The following is a 25,728-nucleotide window of genomic DNA, read 5'->3' as shown; positions in this document are numbered from 1 at the left end:
ACAGCTGGTACCGCAAGTCTCATCCGACGTTTGCGGATACTCTGGCTGCGGTGCGGGAGAACATCTGGCGCGAAACGGGTTTACTCACGTCCCGGCGCCGGCGCAAAATGCCAAAACCCTCACGCGCCCTTCAGCGATGCTTGCTATACGCACTTTGCCATGCCGCCTGATTGGCCAAACTCGAGCTAAGAACCGGTTTCCGAACCGTCCGGGCCTTCCGCCGTTCTCGGGCGGGACTCGGCGCTGCGGACGAGCTGGATGACCGGAAGAAGACCGACGAGGACGATGACGAGCGCGGCGAGCGACCCGTCTTCGAAGCGGCCCCGCGAGGCATAGGTGTAGACGAGGGTCGACAGGGTTTCCGTGTTGAGAGGCCGCAGCAGGAGCGTCGCAGGCAGCTCCTTGATGCAGTCGACGAAGATCAGCAGGGCGGCGCTGGCCAGGGCCGGGCGCATGAGCGGAAGCTGGATCGTCCAGACCATCTCCCGTCGCGAAGCGCCGAGGGTGCGCGCCGCGTCCTCGAGACTCGGCGATACCCGGTCCAGGCCGGCCGAAAGCGAGCCGGTCGCGATCGACAGGAAGCGGATCACATAGGCGATGACGATGCCTCCGGCGGCCCCCATGAGCAGGAGGCCGAGGCGCTCCCCGGTGAGACTGCGCCAGAGGGTCCCGATGAGATTGTCGATCCCGACGAGGGGCGTCATCAGCCCCAGGGCCAGAACCGTTCCGGGCACCGCATAGCCCAGCCCCCCGATGAACAGGGCGCCCCTGGTGAGAGGGGTTCTGGACAGGCGCGCGGCCGAGACCAGCACGACGGCGAGGAAGAGCACGACGCCGGTCGCAACGACCGAGAGACCGATCGTGGTCCCGAAATGGGCGAGGAACTCGGAATCGAACTGGTCGAAGAGGCTGCCGCGGAAGGTCTCACGCAGCAGGAACGCCGTCGGCAGGATGAAGCCCAGCACGACCGGCACGGTGCAGAGCGCCGTCGCCACGAAGCGGCGCGCGCCGCGAAGCGGAACCGGATGCACGTTGCGGTGCCGCTTGGGCGAAGCCGCATAGCGTCGGTCCCGCCGGCCGTAGCGCTCGATCAGGATCAGTCCCATCACGAAGGCGAGCATCACGCAGGCGATCTGCGCCGCGCCGGGCAGGCTGCCGCGGTTGAGCCAGGTGGTGTAGACCGATACGGTGAGCGTGCGCACCCCCAGATACTCGCTGGCCCCGATGTCGTTCAAGGCCTCGAGGAGCGCGAGCGACACCCCGACCGCGAGGGCGGGGCGGGCCAGCGGAAGCGCGATGATCCGGAAGAGCTTGATGCGGCTGGCGCCGAGGGTGCGGGCCACCTCCAGCATGCTTGCGCTCTGCGTCAGGAACATCGCCCGGGCGGCGATGTAGATGTAGGGGTAGAGCACCGCGGACATCACGACGATGCAGCCCGGGAGGGAACGGATCTCCGGGAACCAGTAATCGGTCCTCGACTTCCAGCCCATGAGGTCGCGCAGGGCCATCTGCACGAGGCCGGCGGAGTCGAACACCTCGACGTAGATATACGCCGTGATGTAGGTCGGCACCGCGAGTGGCAGCGGCAGCAGCCAGACCAGGATGCTCCGGCCGGGAAACCGGTGCGCGGTGACGAGCCAGGCCGCGGTGATCCCCATCGAACCGGCCACGATGCCGATTCCGGTCAGCAGGGCCAGGGTGTCGATGGTGCTTGCCGGAAGAACGTTGGCGATGAGATGCGGCCAGATCTCCGCGTCGCCTTCGGCGGCGATGCCGATCAGGGCGGCGACCGGCAGGAGAACGAGCAATCCGATCGCCGCGACGGCGGCCGAGAGCCACCAGGGAAGGCTCTTCGCCTTTCGCCCGACCGAGCGGCCGAATGCAGTCTGGGTTTTCGCAATCACGGTCAAAGGGAATCGGCGCCCCCGCGGCCGGCGGCGCCTCTCGAAATGGCAAGGGAGCGGCTTGATCCGCCGCTCCTCGTCTTATTGGTCGAAGCCGACCTTGTCGACCAGCTCGCTGGCCTTCTTGCGCAGCTTCGCGATCTCGGCGATCGGGATGGTGTCGGCCTTGAGCTCCCCGAAGGACGCGATCGTCGGATGGATCTTGATGCCGGCCTTGATCGGATATTCCGAGTTGGCTTCGGCGTGAATCTGCTGGGACGCATCCGAGACCATGTACTCCATGAACTTCACGGCGTTGGCCTTGTTGGGGGCGTACTTCGTCAGGGCGAGGCCCGAGACGTTCACATGGGTTCCCCCGCCCTCGAAGGTCGGCAGGATCACGTTGATGGCCTCACCCCACTTCTTCTGCTCGGCATCGCTGCCGTTGAGCATGAGGGAGACGTAGTAGGTGTTGCCGACCGCGATGTCGCAGACGCCGGCCAGGATGTCCTTGGCCTGCTCGCGGTCGCCGCCCGAGGGCTTCCTGGCGAGGTTGGCCTTCACGCCCTTCAGCCACTCCTCGGCCTTCGCCTCGCCCTTGTGCGCGATCATGGCGGCGATCAGGCTGATGTTGTAGAGGTGCTGCCCCGAACGGATGCAGACCTTGCCCTTCCACTTGGGGTCGGCCAGCTCCTCGTAGGTGATCTTGTCCTGCTTCACGCGCTCCTTGGAGGCATAGACGACGCGGCCACGCAGGGCGATGCCGAACCAATGGCCTTCGGGATCGCGATAGGCGGCCGGGATGACCTTCTCGAGCGCTTCGGACTTCACCGGCTGCGTCACGCCGTAATCCTTTGCGGCCGCCAGGCGGCCGATATCGACCGTGATGATCAGATCGGCCGGGCTGTTCTGGCCCTCGGTGCGGATCCGCTCCTCCAGACCGTTGGCGATGAAGATCGTGTTGACCTTGATCCCGGTCTCCTTGGTGAACTCGTCGAGGACAGGCTTGATCAGACCGGGTTCGCGGGTGGTGTAGATGTTCAGCACCTCCTGGGCGAAGGCCGAAACGCTCGTTCCCGCCAGGGCGCCGAGGGCCGCCGCACCCAGGAGCAGTCCGCGTCCAAACGAAAGGTTCACCATTCCTGAAGTCCTCCAGCAAGCATCACGGGCGAGCCGTCTCGCCCAGTTCCGTTGACGCTGGAGGAACCATGATCGCGCTATCGCGTCAATCGAAAATCAAGTGATTTCAATACCTTATAAGCTTTCTAAACTGCCTTCAATTTATAAGCTTTCTAAGCTGACGCGGCTTTCTGCACCGGCTCGATATCCGGCAGCGCGGCGCGGAGGCGGGCAATTTCCTCCTCCATCTTCTCCATGTTCGCGAACAGGCGCTCGCTGGTGAGACGAAGGAAGTAGAAGCCGAATTCCGGGTTCTGGAAATAGAGCTGGCGGACCTCGTCATAGGAGATGCTCAGCACCTCTCCGGCTTCCAGGCACTCGAGGGTCTGCGTGCGGGTGTTGCTCGGAGACATGAAGCCCATCTCGCCGACCACCTGACCCTGAAGGAGTTCGATGTCGATCTCCTTCAGGCGATAGCGGCCCGAGATCGTGAAGAACATGCAGTTGGCGACATCGCCCTTGGCGAAGAGGACTTCGCCGGTCTGTGTCCTGCGGCGGGTCATGAAGGGCTTGAGCCATTCCATGGACAGGTCGCTCTTCGAGGCGTGCTTCACGCGCTTGATCAGGCCGAGCATCTGGTAAAGCCGGGTGCCGTTGAGCGGCAGCAGGATGAGATTGACGACGAGGCTGGGATAGTTGCCCGTGAACGAGGAGAAGATCAGGGAGCAGATATTCGCTCCAATCCCGATGCAGCGCAGCGGGATGATGGTCTTCATCGCGCTGCCCGTGACGGCCAGGACTGCCCCGAACCACCCGATGGCCTCGTACCACGTCATCATGTCTTCCCCGCATTTTGATCTATCGTTACGGCATATAGCACCAACCTAGGAATCCGCGCCAGCTGCGCATTGGCGCAGGGCACCAGACTCTTCGGGAGAGGGTTTCGGGCCGTTAACGATCTCCGCAGCCCGGGCGCCCGTGCCGCGGTTCAGGGCGGCCCGACGTTACGGCCTGGCTTGCCCGGGGACGCTCAGGGTCCGTCGTTGGGCCGTCGCGCCGGATTGCGGTGCGGCGGAGGAGCGCCGTGGCGCTTCCGGCGAGAGGGAAGGCGGCGGAGGAACGGGATCGCGCGGCAAGACGCCGACGGGAGCCGTGGAGGCGACGCAGCCGCTCAGGGCGAGTCCAGCAAGCAAAGCAGCGGGAAACGTTACGGAAAGACGCATGATGTTACTCCACGGGAATCGATCCAGAAGCTAGACCATTAGATGTGGAAGTCGAGTCTGCTGTCGACAGCCAGGCGTTCGACCTGAACATCGCTCGCACCATGAGCCCGTCCGATCCACCACCACGTCATCACCGGGCTCGTCCCGGTGATCTCGATTGTCTGAAGCGCGGCGCTTCACCTTATCGGGATGGCCGGCACAAGGCCGGCCATGACGTGTGGAGGGTGTCATCGACCGCTCACACCAATCCTCCACGTCATCACCGGGCTCGTCCCGGTGATCCCGATACGGTGAAGCAGCGCGCTTTTCCGATCGGGATGGCCGGCGAGAGGAGGGTGATGACCGCCCGGCCATGACGTGCGGAGGGTGGCAGGAAGGGCGGAGGCCGGCCATCACGTAAGAGCGTTTCGATCCTGTCCGGGAGTGGCGCGGCCCTTCGGGTCACGAGCGTGGCCCGCTGGGTCCGCCTCTTCCGATGCGCCGGTCAAGAGACGGAGCCTCGGATGAATCCCAGAAGTGGTGTCCACTTTTCACGTCCGATGCTCTAGTTATTGGAAGAGAAGCGCGAGAGGATTTCCGAGGGGACTTCATGGAGGGTTGTTTCAGCGTGAGGGTTGCAGGAGCCTTGATCGTCGCCTTGATCGTCGCCTTGTTCGGTGCGGGGCCTGCCAGGGCCAAGTGTCAGGACGGCCCGGGCCCCAGGGTCGATTGGTCCGGATGCTCCAAGGCGCGGCTCATGCTCACCAACGAGGACCTCACCGGCATCAACTTCCGGCGCTCGCTCCTGACGTTGAGCGATTTCGCATCCTCAAAGATGGCCGGCGCGAACCTGAGCGAGACGGAGGTCAGCCGTGCCCGCTTCGAGGGCACCGATCTGTCCAAGGCGGATTTCACGAAGGCGCTCGGCTGGCGGGCCAATTTCGGGCAGGCCAACCTGACCGGCGCCATCTTCAGCGCGGCGGACATGAACCGGTCGAACTTCGCGCAGGTCAAAGGGACCGGGGCGAATTTCAGCAAGGCTGAACTGAACCGGTCCGACTTCAGCGGTGCCGACCTCGCGGGCGCCAACCTGTCGAAGGCCGAGCTCGCGCGGGTGCTGTTTCAGAGCGCGCGCGTGACCGGGGTCGACTTCAGCTATTCCAATCTTTCCCGTGCCCGGCTCGACGGCCTGGATCTGCAGGGCGTGAACCTCACGGGCTCCTATCTGTACCTGACCCAGCTCGGCGGCGCGAACCTCAGCGGCGTGACCGGCCTGATCCAGGCGCAGATCGACATCGCCTGCGGAACCGCGCAGACCAAGCTTCCCGCCGGTCTCACGGCGCCGAAAACCTGGCCCTGCAAGGACGAGGAGGAGTGAGCGCGACGCTCCGTGCAACCAAGCCGCAGCGTGGCCGTTGAAAAGATGGACAGACGTTACCCGAGAGGTCTCCCATTTCCGTTTCTTCGAAGGAGTGAGTCCGGTTGACCACGCTCAAGGAATTCGAGGACGCCCTGCGCGAGCAGGGAATGCACATGGCTCTCGCCATCCTGGAGAAGCTTCGGGAGCGGGATCGGACCAAACGTTCGGTGGCTCCTGCCCGTCGGATCGCCGGCCGCAAGATGACACCGGAACTCGCCCGGCGGATTCTGGAGCTCCATGGAACGACCGAGATGACGCAGCAGGAAATCGCCTTTCAGCTCGGCGTCAATCAGGGACGGGTCAACGAGGTCATCAAGAGGGGCAAGTGGCTCCATGACGATCCGGCTTCGCCCGAGGCCGTCGCACGGGACAAGGCCAAGGCCCGCATGGCCGTCGACGCCGCCGGCAAGCGCCCGGAGCGCCGGGTGATCAAACCCGTCTCGGCCTCCGACAAGAAGGCATCGAAGCCGAAGCCGGGCAATCAGGCGCAATTGCTGCTGGGTGATCTTTAGGACGCTCGAGCATCGGATGGGAAAAGTGGGTCCGATGCCTTGGCGCAGAAAAAACCCCGCCCAGGGGGCAGGGTTGAGTGATCTCCTCGCCTTCGGTTGTCAAGCCGAAAACGCGATTATTAGGGCACGTCTCAAAAGTAATGTCAAACGACTTTAAAGGTCTTGTTAAGATACTTATTTTCTGAGCTATTGGACAAAATTCTTTATATCGAAAGTAGTACTCCTTTTGCGACCATTGAATATTGATCGAACCTGTAGGTGTTGCGCCTTTGCCATAGCTTTCCCAAGCGGAACAGGCGTAAGTTTTCACCGTGAGTCCTCACACCAAGGGGTTACGGTTATGAGAAAGTGCGTACTTAGCCTCCTAGCAGGGGTTGCAGGCGTGACGCTTGCTGCAGCCGCTGCCTCTGCCGCCGACCTGCCCAGTCAAGCACCGCCCCCGGCTCCGATCCTGGCGGCGCCGATCTTCACCTGGACGGGTTTCTACGCCGGTGTGAACGCCGGCTGGGGTTGGCGCGACAGCAATCGGGAAACCGTCATTCTCGGCGGGGCCGTCCCCGGTACGCTGTTCTTCCCCAACAACGACGACGGTGGATTCACCGGCGGTGGCCAGATCGGCTACAACTACCAGATCGGCTCCTTCGTGATCGGTGTCGAGACCGATATCCAGTGGGCGGATACCGATCAGAGTGAAACAGTCGCGTTCATTCCGGCGGGGCTGCCGGGCACCTTCGTGCCGGGCACCTTCGACAACAACCTGTCGGATTGGTTCGGCACCGTTCGTGCCCGCGCGGGTGTCGCGTTCGACCGCGTGCTGATCTACGCCACCGGCGGTCTCGCCTATTCCGACGACAACACCGGCTGGGTGGCCGGCGGCGGCGTCGAGTGGGCGCTCCCCGTGAACTGGTTCGGCTCCTCGGCGGTCACCTTCGGTGTCGAAGGCCTCTGGATCGGCTTCGATGACGACGACGACAACCTCGGCCGCTTTGCCGGCACCTTCACGCCGGCGGGCGGAACCCCGGTCGATCTGTTCGTGCCGAACAACAACAACGACGACAACGACTTCTTCGTGGCTCGCGCCAAGCTGAACTTCAAGTTCGGCACCTACTGAGCCTCCGCGGTTAAAGACGAAAGGCCCGGGAACCTCCCGGGTCTTTTTTGCGCCCTGCTCGCGACGTCGGATCGGGCTCGTCGGCCTGGAGCATTTTTCGGCGAAGTGGATCCGGTTCGCCGTTCACAATGCGGCCAGCCAAAGAAGAGAGTTGACTCCACGCGAGTGGAAACAGCGCTAGAGTCGCGGACCCAAAAGTGGACCCACCCCGTCATGGCCGGACTTGGCCGGGCTCGTCCCGGCCATCCCGATTGTCTTGAGCGCGGCGCTGTCCTGTATCGGGATCACCGGCACAAGGCCGGTGATGACGTGGTGTGTATGTGGTCCGGCACTGCCACCCTCCGCACGTCATGGCCGGCCCTGTGCCGGCCATCCCGCTCGGAAAGGCGCGGCGCCTCTCGTATCGGGATCACCGGCACGAGGCCGGTGATGACGTGGAGGGTGTATGAGCCCGCGGTGACCCGGGGCGAACGGCCTGTCCGCACGATGCTCTCAGAGAAAGAAATAGGCCGCGACCCTGTCCTTGACGGATCTGTGGTCGCGGCCCCGGCCCGTGTTTGCCCCCACGGGAAGCTCAGCCCTAAAGCCCTCGATCGTGACCTCAATGAGGCCGGGCCCCGGCTGTCGATTCTCGAAAAAATTTTTGGAACCAACTCTGGCGATGGGCGTTTATTGGCATCGCCGGTCATTTTTGCCCCTACGGCCGGACACCTTGAGAGCACCCCAGCGGGTGCTCTTTCTTTTTGTGATTCCTCGCTTTTTCCGATCGAATCAGATGCAAGCTAGAGCTTATGGACCGGGACTCGGGCGTTCAAGACATCTTGGCTCTCGGCGTTTTGCATCCTCGCAAAATGCGATTGCTTATCTGAAAGGTGCCGCTCATTCGTAGCGACGCTCGTCCGCGATGATCTTGCCGTCGTTCGGGAGATCGCCGGGCGCCGCGAAGGTGACGGAGCCCTTGAGCTTTGCGATGGCCTGAAGCGTAGCGCCGACCGCGGCCGAGAGAGCCTCGCTCGGCGCGGCGGTTTCGGCCATGAGCGTCATCATGTCCGTCTCGCCGTCCCGCGTGACGACGAGGCGCAGACGCCCCAGCTCGGGATGGCGCCGGCCGATCTCGGCGACCTGCTCGGGCCGAACGAACATCCCTTTGATTTTCGTGGCCTGGTCGGCCCGTCCCATCCAGCCTCTGATGCGCATGTTGGTGCGCCCGCAGGGGCTGAGACCGGCCATGGCAGCGGTCAGGTCGCCGAGAGCCAGGCGGATGACCGGCCGGTGGGCGTCCAGGGTCGTGACGACGATTTCACCCACGTCACCTGGAGGCACCGGGTCTCCCGTGCCTGGCCGCACGATCTCCACGATGATGTCTTCGTTGACCACGAGACCCTCGCGGGCCGGGGTTTCGTACGCGATGAAGCCGAGATCCGCCGTGGCATAAGCCTGATAGGCCTCGATCCCCTTCGCCGAGAACTCGTCCTGCAGGGATTTCGGAAAGGCCGCTCCCGAAACGAGGGCGCGCCTGATCGATGAAACGTCCCGGTTCGAGGCCGCCGCGCCGTCGAGCAGCACCTTCAGGAAGTCCGGGGTTCCGCAATAGGCGACGGGACGATAGGCCTCGATCAGCTCGAATTGCTGCTCGGTGTTGCCCGGGCCTGCCGGGATCACCGCGCAGCCGAGCGCCCGCGCGCCCGAGTCCATGATGAAGCCGCCGGGCGTCAGATGATAGCTGAAGGTGTTGAGCACCACGTCTCCGCGCCGGAAGCCGGCGGCGAAGAGCCCGCGGGCCGCTCGCCAAGGGTCCTCGGCCGCGGGCTCGGGCTCGAAGATCGGGCCGGGCGACGTGAACAGCCGCCCGAAGGAGCCGGACGGATCGGCCAAGAAGCCCCCGAAGGGCGGGGCGGCTTTCTGCCGTGCCGGCAAGTCGGACTTGCGCAGCACGGGAAGCCGGGCCAGCGCCTCGCGGCTTCGGACGCCGTGCAGGTCGATCCCGGCGAGATGCTCCGCATAGGCGGGGGCCGCGGCGGCTCGTTTCAGGATCGCCGGCAATCGCGCGAAGAGCGCCTCTTCGCGCTCGGCGGGATCGCGGGTCTCGGAGGTGTCGAAGGAATCGGACAAGGCGATGTTCCCGGGTTTGCAATCCATCACGCCAGCCAGCGCTTGCGGCGCTTGTAGCTTTTCACGGCCCGGAAGGACTTTCGGTCACCTTCCGAGACCCCGAGATAGAACTCCTTCACGTCCTCGTTCTCGCGCAGCATCGGCGCGGGCCCGTCCATCACGACCCGGCCCGTTTCGAGGATGTAGCCGTAAGTGGCGTATTTGAGCGCCATGTTGGTGTTCTGCTCGGCGAGCAGGAAGGAGACGCCTTCCGTGGCATTGAGCTTGCGCACGATCTCGAAGATCTCTTCCACGATCTGCGGCGCCAGCCCCATGGACGGTTCGTCGAGCAGGATCATGGACGGCCGCGACATCATCGCGCGTCCGATGGCGCACATCTGCTGCTCTCCGCCGGAGGTATAGCCCGCCATCGACGTCCGCCGCTGCTTCAGCCGTGGGAAATACGCGTAGATCGCTTCGAGATCGTGCTTGATGGCGGCGTTGCCGTCCCGGCGCGTGAAGGCTCCGGTGAGCAGGTTCTCCTCGATCGTGAGATGGCCGAAGCAGTGGCGTCCTTCGAGAACCTGGATGCAGCCCCGCCGCACAAGCTCGTTGGGGGACAGGCGATCGACCCGCTCGCCGTTGAACTCGATCGACCCTTTCGTCACCTCGCCGCGCTCGGCGTGGAGCAGGTTGGAGATCGCCTTCAGGGTCGTGGTCTTGCCGGCGCCGTTCGCTCCGAGCAGGGCCACGATGCCGCCTTTGGGCACATGAAGCGACACGCCCTTGAGCACGAGGATCACGTGGTCGTAGACGACCTCGATATTGTTGACGGTCAGGACCGTCTCGGCGCGTTGCGGCTCGTTCCGCTCGGGATTCTGGACGGCGCTTGTCATGGGCACTTCTCTCGAAAATCCTCTCCTCTGGACGGAGAGGCGGCGTCGAGGGCGGAAGCGCCTTCCCACGTCATGGCCGGGCCGGTCCCGGCCGATCCGGTTGTCTGAAGCCTGCCGCTTCCCGGATCGGGATCACCGGCCCGAGGCCGGTGATGACGTGTGAGGCCGTTTCCGCCCCTGCGACCGGATCGGCCGGGTCAGCTCGCCTTGTCGCAAGCCTCGGTGCGCTTGGGCCAGCCGGCGTTCTTCTCGGCATAGTCCTTGGCGGCCGCGTCGAGCTGGCCCTTCACGCGATCCGTCATCGGCTCGATGGGGTTCGAGACCTTCACCCATTTCGTGCCGTCCCATTCCTGCATGAAGGCGGCGCGATGACCGTTGTGGTCGTTGCAGGACAGGACGAGCGGATCGGTGAAGCCCTCGAGGCCCAGTTCCTTCAGCCGGGCCGCATCGAGCTTGATGTTCTCCATGCCGCGGCGCACGTCCTCGCCGGTCACCACCTTCTTGCCGGTGAGCTTCTGGGCCTGAGCGATGCCCTCGGCGATCAGGAGCGAGTTGTAGATCCCGCGATTGTAGAGAACCTCGCCGACCTTGTCCTTGGCGGCCTTCGACAGACCCTTGTCGACCACGTGCTTCTGGATGTCCTGAATGGCAGGGAAGTTCGCTCCGACAGCGTGCCAGTTCAGTTCCTTGAAGCCCTTGGCGCCCGCGCCGCCGCTGCGCGCATCGTCCTCGCTCGGCCACCACACGGCGTAGAACTTGTCCATGGGATAGCCGGAGCGCACGGCCTCCTTCACGGCGGCCCCGTTCATGGAGCCCCAGCCCCACATGATCATATAGTCCGGCCGGTCCCGGCGGGCGCTGAGCCATTGCGAGGACTGGTTCTGCATGTCCTGGGCGGCTACCGGATAGAGCGCCACCTCGAACCCGATATCCTTCGCGAGCTCCTGCAGGAGCGGGATGGGCTCCTTGCCGAAGGCGGCATCGAGATGGATGAAGCCGATCTTCTTGCCCTTCAGCTTGTCGAGGCCGCCTTCCTTCTCGCCGATGAACTTGATGATCATCGACAGCCCGTCCCAGTAGGTGGCCGGAGGGTTGAACACCCAGGGGAAGATGTCGCCGCGGGCCGAGGCCGACAGCCCGTACGCCATGGACAGGATCGGAATCTTGTCCACCGAGGCGCGCGGGATCAGCGGCAGGGTGATGCCGGTCGACCACGGATTGACCACGACCGGGTTCTTGCCCTTCACCGCTTCATAGCATTCGACCCCCTTCTTGGTGTCGTAGCCGGTCTCGCATTCCTCCAGGACGAGCTTCACGCCGCCGATGCCGCCGTCGCGCTGGTTCAGCATCTCCAGGTAATCGTGCATGCCGTCGGCGATGAAGGTGCCGGAGCCCGCGAAGGGACCCGTGCGGTAGGTGAACAGGGGGACATAGATCGAATCCTGCGCGAAGGCAGGCAGGGCGGTGCCGGCGAGCATCGTCGCGGCGGCTAATCCTAGGCTCATTGCTCGAAACGACATGGTGGCGTTTCCTCCCGTTATATCGGCCGAAGAGCCGAATTCTTGGTTCGCGTCGTCGTCTCCCTTCGGGCCGTCCGTCAGTAGGGGAACGGCCAGACCAGGAGCTTCTGCTTGCCGATCTGCCAGAGCCGCGCGAGTCCGTGCGGTTCGACGATCAGGAAAAAGATGATGAGCGCGCCCACGATCATGAAGCGCAGATGCTCGATCACGTCGGCCCCCACCGAGAGGCCGAAGGGCGACAGGGCCGCCGGCAGCACGATGCCGAGCACGATCGGCAGGATGAAGATCAATGCCGCGCCGAAGAAGGACCCGATGAGGCTGCCCAATCCGCCGATGATCACCATGAACAGGATGAAGAACGACTGGTTGATGTTGAACACGTCGTATTCCGCGCCTCCATACCAGAGGAAGACGAGAAGCGCGCCCGCGACCCCGCAATAGTAGGAGGAGACCGCGAAGGCGAGGAGCTTGGTCTGGAGGGGCCTGATCCCCATGAGCTCGGCCGCCAGATCCATGTCGCGGATGGCGATCCACATGCGCCCGATCCGGCCGTGAACGAGGTTCGACGCGAGCCAGGTGAGCAGGATCACGATGGTGAGCACCAGAAGATAACGCGTCTGGGGCGTCGCGTTCGGCCCCATGATCGGAATGCCGAACAGGGTGCGCAGCGGCGCATCGAGCGCCCCGGACACGTTGTAGTTCACGAGCCACGGGATGCGGATGAAGCACCATTGCAGGAAGAACTGGGCGGCGAGCGTCGCGACCGCGAGATAGAAACCCTTGATGCGCAGGGAGGGCAGGCCGAACAATGCGCCGACCGCGGCCGAGAAAAAGCCCGAGACGAAGATCCAGACGATCACGTTCACGCCGGGAAAAGCCGTCATCAGCTTGTAGCAGGCATAGGCGCCGACGCCCATGAAGGCGCCGGTGCCGAGCGACAGGAGGCCCGTATAGCCCGTGAGGATGTTGAGCCCGATCGCCGCGAGGGAGAAGACCAGGAAGGGAATCATCACGGCCTGGAGCAGGAAGCTGTTCCCGAGGAACGCCAGGGCATAGGCGGCCAGGACGATGAGGCCAAGCCCGATGCGGTCTTCCCGCAGGGGGAAGACCGCGCTGTCCGCCACGTAGTTGGTCTTGAACTGGCCGGCCTCGCGGTAGAGCACGGAAGCGCCTCCCTAAATCCGTTCGATGATCTTTTCGCCGAACAGGCCCTGCGGCCTGTAGAGCAGGAAGAGCAGGGCGATGACATAGGCGAGCCAGGTCTCGACGCCGCCGCCGACGAGCGGCCCCCAGTAGAACTCGCCGAGCTTCTCGCCGACCCCGATGATGAGCCCGCCGATGATGGCCCCCGGGATCGACGTGAACCCGCCCAGGATGAGCACCGGAAGAGCCTTCAGGGCGATGATCTGGAGCGAGAACGACACGCCCGAGCGCGCCCCCCACATGATTCCCGCGACAAGAGCCACCAAGCCGGCCGCGAACCAGACGATCACCCAGATCTGGTTGAGCGAGATGCCCACGGAGAGCGCCGCCTTGTGGCTGTCGGCCACGGCCCGCAGGGCACGTCCGATGCGGGTCTTCGAGAAGAAAACGGCAAGCAGACCGATCATGATCGACGCGATGACGGCGGCCGCGATGTCGAGATGCTGGAGACGGATGGAGCCGCCGAGGGCATCGATCTCCGTCGTGCCCTGCGGCAGGAAGAGCTGCTCGGTGATCATCTCCCGCGGGTTGCCGCCGAAGATGAGTTCTCCGAACCCGATCAGGAAATAGGTGAGCCCGAAGGTCGCCATGAACAGGATGATGTCGGGCTGGTTGACGAGGGGGCGGAGCACGACGCGCTCCACCACCATGGCGAGCACCAGCATGGCGACCGCCGCGAGGATCAACGCCAGGAAGGCCGGCACCCCCTTCTCGTAGAGGCCGACCAGGATCAGCGCCGCGAACACGACCATGATCCCCTGAGCGAAGTTGAACACACCGGATGCCTTGAAGATGAGCACGAAGCCGAGCGCGATCAGTGCGTAGAGGACCCCCGACACCAGCCCTTCCCAGAGGGTCTGGATCAGGAGATCCGGAGCCTCGCCCATGAAGACGAAGGGTTCGATGAAGACCTTGTACAGCATGTCCATCGCCCGGGCCCTTCAGTGCGCCACGCCGAGATACGCGTCGATCACGCGCCGGTCGCTCTTGACCTCGGCCGGCGTGCCGTCGGCGATCTTGCGCCCGTATTCCAGCACCACGACCCGGTCGGAGAGATCCATCACCACGCCCATGTCGTGCTCGATCAACGCGATCGTGGTGCCGTATTGCTGGTTCACCTCCAGGATGAAGCGGGACATGTCCTCCTTCTCCTCGAGGTTCATGCCCGCCATGGGCTCGTCGAGCAGCAGCAGCTCCGGCTCCATGGCGAGGGCCCGCCCGAGCTCGACCCGCTTCTGGAGACCATAGGGCAGCCGTCCCACCGGAACCTTCCGGATGTGCTGGATCTCGAGGAAGTCGATGATCTCCTCGACGAAGCGGCGATGCTCGACCTCCTCCTTCATGGCCGGGCCATGGCGCAAGAGCTGCCAGAAGAAGCTCGCATGCATCTTGATGGAGCGGCCCGCCATGATGTTGTCCAGGGTCGACATGCTCTTGAAGAGAGCGACGTTCTGGAACGTGCGCGCGATGCCGCCGCGCGCCGCCACGTAGGGGCGCATCTTCGGGCGCTTCACGCCCTTGAAGGTGATGCGGCCCTCGGTGGGGTAATAGAAGCCGTTGATGCAGTTGAGCATCGAGGTCTTGCCCGCGCCGTTCGGCCCGATGATGGCGCGGATCTCGCTCTTGCGGATGTCGAAGGACACGTCCGTGAGGGCCTTGACGCCGCCGAACCCCAGGGACACGTTCTCGACCGAAAGCAGCACGTCGCCCTTCGCCTGCACGGGATGGTCCGGCGCTCTCATTCTGCGGCCTCCAGCACGGATCCCGGTTCCGCCGACGGATAGACGGGCATGTCCCTGATCCTGACCCGTGCGGAGATCACGCCCTTGCGGCCGTCTTCGAACGTGACCTCGGTCGAGATGTCGGCCTCCGGGGAGCCGTCGTAGAGCGCGTCGATCAGCGGAGCGTAACGCTCGGCGATGAACCCGCGACGCACCTTCTGGGTCCGGGTCAGCTCGCCGTCATCCGCGTCGAGCTCCTTGTGGAGGATGAGGAAGCGCTTGATCTGCGCGCCTCCCATGCGCGGTTCCGCAGCCAGCGAGCGATTGACCTCGTCCACGTGCTTCTCGATCATGTCGTAGACGAGCGGATGCCCGGCGAGCTCCTGATAGGAGGCATAGGTCACGCCGTTCCGCTCGGCCCAGTTGCTCACGGCCACGAGGTCGATGTTGATGAAGGCCGCCACATGGTCGCGCCCGTCGCCGAAGCAGACCGCCTCCTTGATGTTGGGATAGAACTTGAGCTTGTTCTCGACGTATTTCGGCGGGAAGAGCGCCCCGTCGCGCATCCGGCCCACATCCTTCGCCCGGTCGATGATCTTGAGGTGGCCGTTCGGGTCGAAGAAGCCGGCATCGCCGGAATGAACGAAGCCGTCCGGGGTCTTGGTCTCGGCGGTCTTCTGGTCGTCCTTGTAATAGCCCACGAACACGCCGGGCGAGCGGTAGAGGACCTCCCCGTTGTCGGCAATCCGGATCTCGACCTGCGGGGCGGGGCGCCCGACCGTGTCGGCGCGGATCTCGCCGTTCGGCTGCATGGTGATGTAGACGGATGCCTCGGTCTGTCCGTAGAGCTGCTTCAGGTTCACCCCGATGGAGCGGTAGAAGCGGAAGATCTCGGGCCCGATGGCCTCGCCGGCCGTATAGCCGACCTTGACCCGCGTCATGCCGAAGCGGTTGCGGAGGGGCGCGTAGACGAGCACGTTGCCGATGCCCCAGAGCAGGCGGTCCCAGGCGCCGACGCCGGGCTCCCGGTTCAGGATCTTCTCGCCGACCTTGTTGGCGTGGCTGATGAAGAAGTGGAACATGCGCCGCTTGAGGGCGCCGGCATCCTCGATGCGCACCATGGTGAGCGTCAGCATGCTCTCGAAGACGCGCGGCGGCGCGAACACGTAGGTGGCGCCGATTTCCCGCCTGTCCTCGGCGACGGTCTCGGGGCTTTCCGGGCAGTTGACGCAGAGCCCGGACAGGATCGCCTGCGCGTAGGAGAAGATGTGGTCGCCCACCCAGGCGATCGGCAGATAGGCGATGATCTCGTCGGTCTCGTCGAGCTTGTCGAAATCGCAGCCGATCTCGGCGGCGGCGATCACCGCGTCCGATGTGAGCATCACCCCCTTGGGCCGCCCGGTGGTCCCGGAGGTATAGAGAATGATGGCGAGGTCGGACCCGCGTCCTTCCTGAAGGGCGCGGTCGATCGCGGCGGCCTCCTGGTCGTCCGCGAGCCGCGCGCGACCTTCCTCCACCACGGACAGGATGGAGTGGAGGCGGCCGTGGTCGTAATCCCGCAGGCCCTTCTGCTCGTCGTAGAGGACATGCTGGAGCTGCGGGATCTGGTCGGACACAGAGAGGATCTTGTCGACCTGCTCCTGGTCCTGCACGGCCGCATGGGTCACTTCCGCATGGCTGAGCACGTAAGCCATCTCGTCGGCCACGGAATCCGCATAGACCGGGATCGGGATCGCACCGAGCCATTGAGCGGCACAGATGCTCCAATAGAGATAGGGGCGGTTATACCCGATGATCGCGATCTTGCCGCCGCGCTTCAGGCCGAGGGATTGCAGGCCGCAGGCATAGGCCCGGACGATCTCGTGGACCTCACCCCAGGTCCAGGATTGCCAGATCCCGAGATCCTTGTGCCGAAACGCCGTGCGTGTCGGGCGCAGGCGGGCGTTGCGCGCCAGCAGTTTCGGGAATGTGTCCGCGCGCGCATCCGCAGCCGTCGTCAACGACGTCAACCTCCCTGGCAGCCGCGCGCTCTGACAACGCGTGGTATGGCTTCGCTTCCTCTGGCGCATGAGGACAGGCCTCGATGCGTCCGCCGATCTGTGCCGGCTTGCCCGTTCGGGCTTGGTTGGAGGGTATTCTGTCGTGCCGGTCAGGGGACGGCAAGGTGCCTGCCACCGCTACCATGGGCTAATACACCCTGAACGCCTCGGCGGCGTCAGGGCCGGTTCGGCAACGGCCCGGCCGCTACGGCACGGCCGTGAGAGCGGCGGGCTCGATGTCTTCGGCCTTCACGACGTGCTCGATGCCGACCGTATTCTTGACGCGGTAGAGAGGGGCATCGTCGTCCGGCACAAGGCAGACGATGCAGTAGATGCGGCGATCCGCATAGCCGGAGGACGGGCTCGTGATCCGGACGAGCTGCCCGATATGGAATGCCTCTTTCATCAGCGCCTCCACCACCCTGGGATGCGATGAACCAGCTTGCCGGAAGGCCGCGCCGCGCGGGACGATTCTTGTCCGACCGTCAAGCTCAGGTGTTCTCCCCGACCCCTTGCAGGTTGACCGGGATCAATACTTATGCCTGAGGCGAAACGATGGCGTTCCCGGATTTTCGGTCCGGTTCTGCCGCGTCGTCCCGTCTCGAGCCTCCTGTTCGGAGGAGGAGAGCCCGAACCGGGATCGGGCGCATTAACATGGGATAAGAAGGACCGTGGCCGGAACCCCGCGTCCGCGGACCTTTGTGTGCCGCTCGCGCATCGGACGCGGCCCTCCGGGTCACGTCCGAGGCTCTCGCGGTCGACGGTCACTGCGCCGGAGGCGCCGGGTTGGCGCGCGGATTGGCGGGAGCGGAATTGTTGCCGGGCTGGTTGGCGTTGTCCGTGCTCCCGGTCTGGTCCGGTCCGTCTTCGCCGCAGGCGGCCAGGGTGAGCAGGACGGCCAGGGGCAGGATCATTCGAAGGCGCATCGGGATCTCCTCGACAGGGTGCTCTTCAACGCCCCGACCGGCGGGAGGTTCACGGCCCAGCCGGCCGGCAACCGCACCGGGACGGCGTCATGCCGGCGCAATGGCGTGAAAGAAGCTTCCCGTGACCAGCCCCCGGCGATGCCCGGCGGTCCCGAGATCATGGCCTTCCGCGTCCGTGATCGTCGCGAAAGCCGTGTCTCGTGACGCGTCGCTCCTGACGACCGAGGCATAGTGGAACTCATGGCCGACGAGACGCCGGCCGGCCGCGCCCATCGCCCCGTCCTCGACGAGGCAGGCCACCCGATAGCCGAGATGCATCCGGCGTTTGGCGTAGCTCGTCTCCACCGGCAGGAGATCCGCCATGGGATGCGTGCCGCCGTCGCCGTCTTCGAGGGATCGGCCCAGCACCATATAGCCGCCGCACTCGCCGTGGACGGGCCTCGTCTGCGAGAAGCGGCGCAACCCGTCGAGGAAGCGCCCGGCTTGCGCGATGCGGCCTGCGTGAAGCTCGGGATAGCCGCCCGGCAGCCAGCAGACGTCGCACCCGTCCGGCGGGGGCTCGTCGGCCAGGGGAGAGAAGGGGACGATTTCCGCTCCCGCCCGGCGCCAGCCCGAGAGCACATGCGGGTAGACGAAGGAGAAGGCCCGGTCCGAGGCCAGGGCGATGCGCTGGCCCGGCGGCGGCAGGCTCCTCCCAGGGTTCAGGGACCGAAGGCGGGTCGGGCGGGCCAGGGCCACGAGCCGGTCCAGGTCGAGCCCGCCCTCCACCGCATCGGCGAGACGTTCGAGGCGCTGGTCGAGCTCGTCCGTCTCTCCGGCCTGCACAAGCCCGAGGTGACGCTCCGGAAGGGCCAGGTCGCCGTTGCGCATGAGAGCGCCGAGAACCGGAACACCGATGCGCGCCATGCCGTCCTCGACGAGCCGCCGGTGGCGGTCGCTCGCGACCTTGTTCAGCACCACGCCGGCCACCTCGATCCTCGGGTCGAACCGGGCGCAGCCGAGCGCGACGGCGGCTGCCGATTGCGCGTGGCCCGACACGTCGAGGACGAGAACGACCGGCCAGCCGAACAGGGCCGCGATGTCGGCGCTGGCGCCGGTGCGGCCGGTCTCCCGGCGGATGCCGTCGAAGAGGCCCATGGAGCCTTCCGCGACGATGAGGTCGGCCCCCTGGCCGGCCTCGGATGCGAGGCTTTCCAGCAAAGGGGTGCCCATGGCGAAGCTGTCGAGGTTGAAGCTCGGCGCCCCGGTGGCGGCGGCGTGGAACGCGGGATCGATGTAATCCGGCCCGCATTTCATGCCGCGCACCCTCGCGCCCCGGCGGGCCAGGGCGCGCTGGAGCCCGAGCACGACGGTCGTCTTGCCCGACCCGGAGCGTGGCGCGGCGATCAGAAGCCCTGGGGCGATGGGAAGTCCTGGGGCGATGGGAAGTCCTGGGGCGATGGGAAGTCCTGGGCCGACGCTCACTGGGCCGCCTCGCTGGCGAATTCGAGCAGGTGGTTGGCGATGGCCGAGCGGAAAGCCGCGATCGCCCCGATCGCCACGATGGCCGGCGAGCGGATGAGGCCGTTCTCCGCCAGTCGCGGCAGGCTTTCGAGGGTTCCTTCCACCAGGCTCTCTTTCGCGGTCGTCGCGCCGTGCACGGCGAGCGCGGGCGTGTCGCCGGGAAGCCCGCCCTCCAGAAGCCCCTCTACGATCGACGGGAGGTTCGAGACGGCCATGTAGAGAACGATGGGCGCGCCGGTGCGGGCGAGCGCCGTCCACTCGATGCGGGCGTCGGGCGCGGCATGGCCGGTGGCGAGGATCACCGCATGGTTCGTCTTGCGCATGGTGGCCGGGACACCATGGATCGCCAGGGCCGCGAGGCCGCTGGACAGGCCCGGGATGATGCGGAAGGAGATGCCGGCCTCCGAGAGGGCCAGCGCTTCCTCGCCGCCGCGGCCGAAGATGAAGGGATCGCCGCCCTTGAGCCTCAGGACCCGCTTGCCCTCGCGGGCGAGCGTGACGAGCCGCTCGCAGATGTCCCGCTGAACGGCCGAGGGTTTGCCCCCGCGCTTGCCGGCGAACTCGAGCTCCGCTCCCTCCCGGGCAAAGGACAGCACCGCCGGATCGACGAGCGCGTCGTACACGATGACGTCCGCGGCCCCGAGCGCGTTCATGGCATGGATCGTGAGCAGGCCGGGATCGCCCGGGCCGGCCCCGACCAGCCAGACCGTGCCGGGAGCGAAGGGGGGCGAGAGACGGGACAGGGAGGTCATGCGAGCCTCCGGGTCCGGACGGCGTTCACGGGGTGGCTGTTGGAATTCATGGGGACGATGTAAGAGGGCGTATGGACGAGAGTAAACCCGCCGGATCGCTGCGCCGTGGCTGGACCACGGGCGCCTGCGCGACGGCGGCCGCCAAGGCGGCCTATCTGGGCTGGCGGACGGGCGATTGCCCCGATCCGGTCGAGATCGTGCTCCCGGGCGGGGCGCGGCCGGCCTTCTCCCTCGCGACGAGCGAGGTCCGGGAGGACGGCGCGCGGGCCGGCGTCGTGAAGGACGCGGGCGATGATCCGGATGTGACGCACGGGGCCCTGGTGATCGCAACCATCCGTCCCGGCGCGCCGGGCTCGGGCGTCACGTTCCGGGCCGGCGAGGGCGTCGGCACGGTGACCCGGGCCGGCCTGCCCCTGCCGCCGGGCGAGCCCGCCATCAATCCGGTTCCGCGCCAGATGATCCGCGACAACCTGGAGGAAGCCGCGCGCGCTGTCGGCGGGCCGCTGGACGTCGAGGTCGAGATCGCGGTTCCGGGCGGCGAGGAGCTTGCGCAAAAGACCCTCAACCCGCGCCTCGGCATCCTGGGCGGGCTCTCGATTCTCGGGACCACGGGCGTGGTGGTTCCCTATTCCTGCTCGGCCTGGATCCACAGCATCTACCGGGGCATCGACGTCGCCCGCGCCGATGGCCTCGATCATGTGGCGGGCGCGACCGGCTCCACGTCCGAGAAGGCCGTGCAGGTCCTGCACGACCTGCCGGACCATGCCCTGATCGACATGGGCGATTTCGCCGGCGGCATGCTGAAATACCTGCGCCGCAACCCGGTCCCGCGGGTCACGGTCGCGGGCGGCTTCGCCAAGATGACGAAGCTCGGCCAGGGCCTGCTCGACCTCCATTCCCGCTCCGGGGCGGTCGATCTCGCCTGGCTGGCCGAGCGCCTCGCCGAGGCGGGCGCGGAGCCCGACGCCGTCGCGGCCGCGAGAGGAGCCAACACGGCCCTCGAAGTGCTGGAAACCGGGAAGCGCCTCGGCGTCCCGCTCGGCGACGTGGTGGCGCAGCATGCCTGGCGAACGGCCGCCGGGGCTCTGCGCGGGGCCGCCATCGCCCTCGAGGTCGTGGTGTTCGACCGCGACGGACGGCTCGTCGGCCGCATGCCGTTCCATCCGGTCGCCTGACGCCGCATGCCTCATCGGCCGTCCTCGCGGCCGCCGGGACGGAAGTGGCGGTCGTAACCGGTCGAATAGAGCGCGCTGTCCCGGAAATCCCTCGCGTCCAAGGTCCGGCCGACCAGGATCAGCGCCGTGCGTTCGAGCTTCTCGGCGCGGACCAGGGCGGCGATCGTCTCCAGCGTTCCCTTGATCACCCTCTCGTCGGGCCAGGAGGCGCGCCAGACCACGGCCGCCGGACAATCCGCGCCGTAGGATGGCAGCAGGTCCTCGACCACCTGCTCGATGACGTGGATGGACAGATGAATGGCGAGCGTCGCCTTCGTCTGCGCGAAGGTGGCGAGCCGCTCCGTGTCCGGCATGGCCGAGGCGCGGCCCGAGGTCCGCGTGAGCACCACCGATTGGCCCAGTTCCGGCACGGTCAGCTCGCGCCCCAGCGCGGCCGCCGCGGCCGCGAAGGACGGGACGCCCGGAGTGATCGTGTAGGGAATGCCGAGGGCATCGAGGCGCCGCAGCTGCTCGCCCATGGCGCTCCAGATCGACAGATCGCCGGAATGGAGCCGCGCCACATCCTGCCCGCCCTCATGCGCCCGCACGTATTCGGCCGTGATCGCGTCGAGATCGAGGGGAGCCGTGTCGACGAGCCTGGCGCCGGGCGGGCACCAGGACAGGATCTCGGGCGGAACGATGGACCCCGCATAGAGGCAGACGGGGCAGCGCTCGACGAGCGAGCGCCCGCGCACCGTCATGAGATCGGCGGCGCCGGGGCCCGCTCCGATGAAGTGAACGGTCATGAGCCGGTCTCCAGGCGCGCCAGGGCACAGGTGGCGGAGGGCGACGCGATACGGTCGAGAATGAGCGCGGCGCCGGGCCCAGCCGCCGCGAGAGCCGCTGCTTCCGCGACAGAGCCGACGCCATGGGCGGCGATCGAACGGGCCGAGCGGGTGCGGATGCGCGGCGCCGCGGCGGACAGCCGGCTCTTCTCGACCGGGATCGCCGTCACGGCAAGCGTCCGGGCCGCCGCCGCGAAGGCAGGCAGGTCGGCAAGGACATCGAGGGTCGCGAGCGTGGTCAGGGCCTCGCGGGCGAGCGCGGCCCGTTCCAGCGCCTCCTCGACGAGAGCGACGATTTCCCCGGCTGCGACGCCGCGCCTGAACCCGAGCCCGGCCACGATCATGGCTTCGTCACCACCCATTGCGTGACGGGCATCGCGGCCCGCCAGCCGTGCATGCCGCCGACCGGTTCGAGCCGCGAGACGGCCAGGCGCCGCATCGCGCCGCCGTGCCGGGCATGAAGCGTGCCGAGAAGCGTCTCGGTTTCCAGCGTCACGGCGTTGACGACGAGCCGTCCGCCAGGCTTCAGGGCCGCCCATGCGGCATCGAAGACGCCCGGCTCCGAGGCGCCGCCGCCAATGAAAACGGCATCCGGCGCGGGCAGGTCGTCGAGGGCCGCCGGCGCGCGCCCGAGGCGGATGTCGAGCGCCGTCGCGCCGAGCGCGAGGGCGTTGCGGCGGGCACGCTCGGCGCGCTCGGGGCGTTCCTCCACGCCGATGCAGCGGTTGCGCGGATGGCGCAGGCACCATTCGATTCCGACGGAGCCTGCGCCCAGCCCGATGTCCCAGAGCAGCTCGCCGGCCCGAGGGGCGAGCGCCGCGAGGGTCAGGGCACGGATGTCCGCCTTCGTCAGCTGGCCGTCGCTGTCGAAGAACGCATCGGGAAGGCCCGGCGCGAGCGTCACGATGCGGGCATCCGCTGCCGCCACGACGTCGATCGCAACGGTGTTGAGCGGGTCGACGTCCGGGATGGAGAAATCGGCCGCCACGGAGCGCCGGACGCGCTCGCGCGGGCCATTCAGGGCTTCGCACACGGTCACGGTCGAGGCTCCGAAGCCGCGCGCCTTCAGGAGCGCGGCGACCTGGCCCGGCGTCGAGCCGTCCCATGACAGGGCCAGGATGCGGGCGCCCGGCTGCAGACGGGGAATGATCCGCTCGAGCGCCCGTCCGTGCAGGCTCACGCAGTCGCAGTCCGGCAGGGACCAGCCCAGGCGTGCGGCCGCCAGGCTGAAGGCGGAGGGATGCGGCAGGCACAGGATGTCCTCGGCCGGGACGAGGCGCGCGAGTTCGGCGCCGACGCCGTAATGGAACGGGTCTCCCGTCGCGAGAACGCAGGTGGGCCGGCCGCGCCGGGCGAGGACCATGGCATAGCCGTCCGCGAAGGGGCTCGGCCAGGGGATCGTCTGCGCGGCCACCGGGGCCGCGAGAGCGAGATGGCGCGCGCCCCCGATGACGACCTCCGCGCGATCGAGTTCCGCCAGCGCCTTGGGCGAGAGCCCCGCACGCCCGTCCTCGCCGATCCCGAGGATCGTGAGCCAGGGGCGGCGCGGCGCCATGCTCGACTCCGGCTCAGAATTCAGGGACAAGGAGTTCATGCGCATCCTCATTCTGGGCGGCACCACGGAGGCCTCCGCGCTCGCGGCGCGGCTGTCGGGCCGATCCGAGTTCAGTCCGCTCCTGTCCATGGCCGGCCGCACCAGCGATCCCCGTCCCATGCCGGTCCCCACCCGCATCGGCGGCTTCGGAGGATCGACGGGTCTCGGGGCCTTTCTGCGCGACGAGCGGATCGAGGCCGTCGTCGATGCGACCCATCCCTTCGCGGCCGTGATCTCCCGCAACGCGGCCGAGGCCTGCGGGCGGTCTCGCGTGCCGCTGGTGGCCCTGCGCCGCCCGGCCTGGACTCCGCAGGAGGGCGACCGCTGGACCGAGGTTCCGTCCATGGAGGCCGCCGTCGATGCGCTGGGTCGGGCCCCTCGTCGTGTCTTCCTGACGGTTGGCCGTCTCGAGCTCGCGCCCTTCGCGGCTGCGCCCCAGCACACCTACGTGGTGCGCACCATCGAGCCCATCGGCGATGCCCTGACGGCACCGGATGTCATCGCGATTCAGGATCGCGCACCCTTCGACGAAGCGGGCGAGCGCCGTCTCATGGAGCGCGAGCGCATCGACGTGGTGGTGACGAAGAATTCCGGCGGCGCCGCCACCTATCCGAAGATCCTCGCGGCGCGGTCGCTCCGCCTGCCGGTCATCGTGGTGAAGCGTCCGGGGAAGCCGCCCGGGATCGAGGAAGTCGCGACCGCCGACGCGGCGCTCGACTGGCTGGCGCGGCTTCATGGCCGAACCCCATAGAAGCGCGGCGTATAGACCCACGGTTCCCCGGCGGCGGTCCGTTCGATCAGGCGCGTGGTGGACGCGCCGATGACCACGATGGTCGACATGTCGGCCATGGACGAGTCCACCTCCGCCAGCGGGAGGATCCTGATCCGCTCGTCGGGCCGGCCCACGGCCCGCGCCAGAATGATCGGCGTGTCGGGGCGGCGGATCTCCGACACGATCCCGAACGCCGCCCCGAGCTGCCAGGGGCGCGCGGAGGAGATCGGGTTGTAGAGCGCCACGACGAAATCGGCCGCGAGGGCGGCCCTCAGGCGTGCCTCGACGACCTCCCAGGGCTTGAGGTTGTCCGACAGGGACATGGCGCAGAAATCGCCGCCCAGAGGCGCGCCGACCCGGGCCGCCGCCGCGAGCATCGCCGTGATGCCGGGCTCCACGCGGATGTCGAGGCCGCGCCAGGCCGGTTCGCCGCTCTCCACCGCCTCGAACACGGCTGCCGCCATGGCGAACACGCCGGGATCGCCCCCGGACACCACGGCCACGCGGGCGCCGTCTGCCGCGAGGCCGAGGGCGAAGCGCGCCCGGTCGAGCTCGACCCGGTTGTCGGAGGCGTGCCGGCGCAGTCCGGGCCGATCCCGCACGCGGTCCACATAGGGGCCGTAGCCGACGATGTCGGTCGCGGACGCGAGGGCTTCGGAGGCGGCGGGCGTCAGGTAGCGCGGATCGCCCGGGCCGAGGCCCACGATGGTGAGAAGACCCGTCACACGCGCCTCCCTCGGCCCGGCACGATGATCAGAGAGAAGTACGGCGCCTCGACATCCTCGGGCAGGTCGGGCAGGGGAACGATCCTCTCCTGGGCCATGGTGGCGCGCTCCACGTAGATGGCCCGGTCGAACAGGCCGGTGGATCTGAGGACCTCCCGGACCTTCGGCAGATGGCTTCCGAGCTTCATCACCACGGCGGCATCCGTGCCGGAGAGGCGGCGTGCCAGCTCGGGCCCGGGCAGGGTGCCGGGCACGACGGTGAGCACGTCGTCGCCCCAGGTGATCGGCGCGCCCGCGTGGGTCCAGGCGCCCGACATGGCCGTGACGGCCGGGACGACTTCGATGGGCAGGCGGTCCTTCAGGCGCCACCAGAGATGCATGAAGGAGCCGTAGAAGAAGGGATCGCCCTCGCAGAGGACCGCCACCGTGCGGCCCGCCTCGACCTCGGCGAGCAGGGTCGCGGCCGCTTCCTCGTAGAACGGGTTCAGGGCCGCCGCGTAGTCCGGATGGTCGGCCGGGATCTCGGTCGTGACCGGGTAGGCGAGGGCGATCTCGCGTGCCGGGTTCGGGCCCACGACGGCATCCGCGATGGTGCGCGCGTTGCCGCGCCGCCCACGCTTGCAGAAATGGACCAGCCGGTCGGCGCTCTCCAGCACCCGGCGGGCGCGCACGGTCATGTAGTCGGGGTCGCCGGGGCCGAGGCCGAGGCCGAAGAGGCGGACGGGATCCTGCATGGTCAT

The 25,728-nt window shown here is 67.0% G+C and carries 24 protein-coding genes; 5 read left to right on the top strand and 19 right to left on the bottom strand.

Annotated features, from left to right (window positions below; translation table 11 throughout):
- Positions 1–185: 185 nt before the first annotated feature.
- From NF876_RS08275 to NF876_RS08265, 3 genes are all read right to left on the bottom strand, one after another.
- Positions 186–1,904, bottom strand: a complete 1,719-nt coding sequence (locus NF876_RS08275; protein ID WP_262268326.1) for an ABC transporter permease — start codon at positions 1,902–1,904, stop codon at positions 186–188.
- A gap of 81 nt (positions 1,905–1,985) precedes the next feature.
- A complete protein-coding gene (locus tag NF876_RS08270) occupies positions 1,986–3,023 on the bottom strand; it encodes a Fe(3+) ABC transporter substrate-binding protein (RefSeq protein ID WP_262268325.1) in 1,038 nt (345 codons plus the stop codon).
- 152 nt (positions 3,024–3,175) lie between these two features.
- Positions 3,176–3,838 carry a Crp/Fnr family transcriptional regulator gene (locus NF876_RS08265; protein ID WP_262268324.1) on the bottom strand — a complete coding sequence of 221 codons (663 nt, stop codon included), beginning with the start codon at positions 3,836–3,838 and terminating at the stop codon, positions 3,176–3,178.
- A gap of 1,123 nt (positions 3,839–4,961) precedes the next feature.
- Here NF876_RS08265 and NF876_RS08260 point away from each other — a divergent pair.
- The 3 genes from NF876_RS08260 (at position 4,962) to NF876_RS08250 (ending at position 7,247) form a co-directional block, all read left to right on the top strand.
- Positions 4,962–5,582 (top strand): pentapeptide repeat-containing protein, encoded by a 621-nt coding sequence (locus NF876_RS08260; RefSeq protein WP_262268323.1) that lies wholly within the window; start codon positions 4,962–4,964, stop codon positions 5,580–5,582.
- A gap of 104 nt (positions 5,583–5,686) precedes the next feature.
- Positions 5,687–6,136, top strand: a complete 450-nt coding sequence (locus NF876_RS08255; RefSeq protein ID WP_262268322.1) for a sigma factor-like helix-turn-helix DNA-binding protein — start codon at positions 5,687–5,689, stop codon at positions 6,134–6,136.
- 382 nt (positions 6,137–6,518) lie between these two features.
- Positions 6,519–7,247, top strand: a complete 729-nt coding sequence (locus NF876_RS08250; RefSeq protein ID WP_262268321.1) for an outer membrane protein — start codon at positions 6,519–6,521, stop codon at positions 7,245–7,247.
- 879 nt (positions 7,248–8,126) lie between these two features.
- Here the strand turns inward: NF876_RS08250 and NF876_RS08245 are convergent.
- The 11 genes from NF876_RS08245 to cobA all read right to left on the bottom strand — a co-directional run bounded on the left by NF876_RS08245 (position 8,127) and on the right by cobA (position 19,898).
- Positions 8,127–9,386 (bottom strand): phenylacetate--CoA ligase family protein, encoded by a 1,260-nt coding sequence (locus NF876_RS08245; protein WP_373696629.1) that lies wholly within the window; start codon positions 9,384–9,386, stop codon positions 8,127–8,129.
- Positions 9,386–10,234, bottom strand: coding sequence for an ABC transporter ATP-binding protein (locus NF876_RS08240; RefSeq protein ID WP_262268319.1), 849 nt, complete (start codon positions 10,232–10,234; stop codon positions 9,386–9,388). The genes NF876_RS08245 and NF876_RS08240 overlap by 1 nt, the downstream gene beginning before the upstream one ends.
- 197 nt (positions 10,235–10,431) lie before the next feature.
- Positions 10,432–11,754, bottom strand: a complete 1,323-nt coding sequence (locus tag NF876_RS08235) for an ABC transporter substrate-binding protein (RefSeq protein ID WP_262268318.1) — start codon at positions 11,752–11,754, stop codon at positions 10,432–10,434.
- Between the two features lie 77 nt (positions 11,755–11,831).
- Complete coding sequence (locus tag NF876_RS08230) at positions 11,832–12,917, bottom strand: branched-chain amino acid ABC transporter permease (RefSeq protein ID WP_262268317.1); 1,086 nt, start codon at positions 12,915–12,917, stop codon at positions 11,832–11,834.
- 12 nt (positions 12,918–12,929) lie between these two features.
- On the bottom strand, positions 12,930–13,880 hold the full coding sequence (locus NF876_RS08225) for a branched-chain amino acid ABC transporter permease (protein ID WP_373371374.1): 951 nt from the start codon (positions 13,878–13,880) through the stop codon (positions 12,930–12,932).
- An 18-nt stretch (positions 13,881–13,898) separates the two neighbouring features.
- Positions 13,899–14,699 carry an ABC transporter ATP-binding protein gene (locus NF876_RS08220; RefSeq protein WP_262268315.1) on the bottom strand — a complete coding sequence of 267 codons (801 nt, stop codon included), beginning with the start codon at positions 14,697–14,699 and terminating at the stop codon, positions 13,899–13,901.
- Entirely contained in the window at positions 14,696–16,747 is a 2,052-nt protein-coding gene (locus NF876_RS08215; protein WP_262268314.1) for an AMP-dependent synthetase/ligase, read from the bottom strand. Before NF876_RS08215 ends, NF876_RS08220 begins: the two co-directional genes overlap by 4 nt.
- 175 nt (positions 16,748–16,922) lie before the next feature.
- Positions 16,923–17,123: a hypothetical protein gene (locus NF876_RS08210; protein ID WP_262268313.1), complete on the bottom strand. Its 201-nt coding sequence runs from the start codon at positions 17,121–17,123 to the stop codon at positions 16,923–16,925.
- 358 nt (positions 17,124–17,481) lie between these two features.
- A complete protein-coding gene (locus NF876_RS08205; protein WP_262268312.1) occupies positions 17,482–17,643 on the bottom strand; it encodes a hypothetical protein in 162 nt (53 codons plus the stop codon).
- A gap of 87 nt (positions 17,644–17,730) precedes the next feature.
- Positions 17,731–19,047, bottom strand: a complete 1,317-nt coding sequence (locus NF876_RS08200; protein WP_373696631.1) for a cobyrinic acid a,c-diamide synthase CobB — start codon at positions 19,045–19,047, stop codon at positions 17,731–17,733.
- Between the two features lie 56 nt (positions 19,048–19,103).
- Positions 19,104–19,898, bottom strand: coding sequence for a uroporphyrinogen-III C-methyltransferase (gene cobA, locus NF876_RS08195; RefSeq protein ID WP_262268311.1), 795 nt, complete (start codon positions 19,896–19,898; stop codon positions 19,104–19,106).
- Between the two features lie 71 nt (positions 19,899–19,969).
- Between cobA and NF876_RS08190 the strand changes: the two genes are divergently transcribed.
- The gene (locus NF876_RS08190) at positions 19,970–21,073 is read left to right on the top strand and encodes a cobalt-precorrin-5B (C(1))-methyltransferase (protein WP_262268310.1); all 1,104 of its coding nucleotides are present in this window, start codon (positions 19,970–19,972) and stop codon (positions 21,071–21,073) included.
- 11 nt (positions 21,074–21,084) lie between these two features.
- Here NF876_RS08190 and cobM read toward each other — a convergent pair whose 3' ends face one another.
- Genes cobM through cbiE form a run of 3 tightly spaced genes read right to left on the bottom strand, consistent with a single transcriptional unit; the run spans position 21,085 to position 23,452 of the window.
- The gene (cobM, locus tag NF876_RS08185) at positions 21,085–21,858 is read right to left on the bottom strand and encodes a precorrin-4 C(11)-methyltransferase (RefSeq protein ID WP_262268309.1); all 774 of its coding nucleotides are present in this window, start codon (positions 21,856–21,858) and stop codon (positions 21,085–21,087) included.
- Entirely contained in the window at positions 21,855–22,259 is a 405-nt protein-coding gene (locus tag NF876_RS08180; protein WP_262268308.1) for a cobalamin biosynthesis protein, read from the bottom strand. Before NF876_RS08180 ends, cobM begins: the two co-directional genes overlap by 4 nt.
- Positions 22,238–23,452, bottom strand: a complete 1,215-nt coding sequence (gene cbiE / locus NF876_RS08175; RefSeq protein ID WP_262268307.1) for a precorrin-6y C5,15-methyltransferase (decarboxylating) subunit CbiE — start codon at positions 23,450–23,452, stop codon at positions 22,238–22,240. Before cbiE ends, NF876_RS08180 begins: the two co-directional genes overlap by 22 nt.
- A 37-nt stretch (positions 23,453–23,489) precedes the next feature.
- Between cbiE and NF876_RS08170 the strand changes: the two genes are divergently transcribed.
- Entirely contained in the window at positions 23,490–24,242 is a 753-nt protein-coding gene (locus NF876_RS08170) for a cobalt-precorrin-6A reductase (RefSeq protein ID WP_262268306.1), read from the top strand.
- Here NF876_RS08170 and cobJ read toward each other — a convergent pair.
- Positions 24,224–24,988 carry a precorrin-3B C(17)-methyltransferase gene (gene cobJ / locus NF876_RS08165; RefSeq protein ID WP_262268305.1) on the bottom strand — a complete coding sequence of 255 codons (765 nt, stop codon included), beginning with the start codon at positions 24,986–24,988 and terminating at the stop codon, positions 24,224–24,226. The two genes, NF876_RS08170 and cobJ, sit on opposite strands and share 19 nt — an antisense overlap.
- Positions 24,985–25,728, bottom strand: coding sequence for a precorrin-2 C(20)-methyltransferase (locus NF876_RS08160; protein ID WP_262268304.1), 744 nt, complete (start codon positions 25,726–25,728; stop codon positions 24,985–24,987). The genes cobJ and NF876_RS08160 overlap by 4 nt, the downstream gene beginning before the upstream one ends.

The sequence above is a fragment of the Microvirga yunnanensis genome (assembly GCF_025460875.1).
The sequence above is the reverse complement of the archived record's forward strand: the minus strand, read 5'-3'. Positions and strand labels throughout refer to the sequence as shown.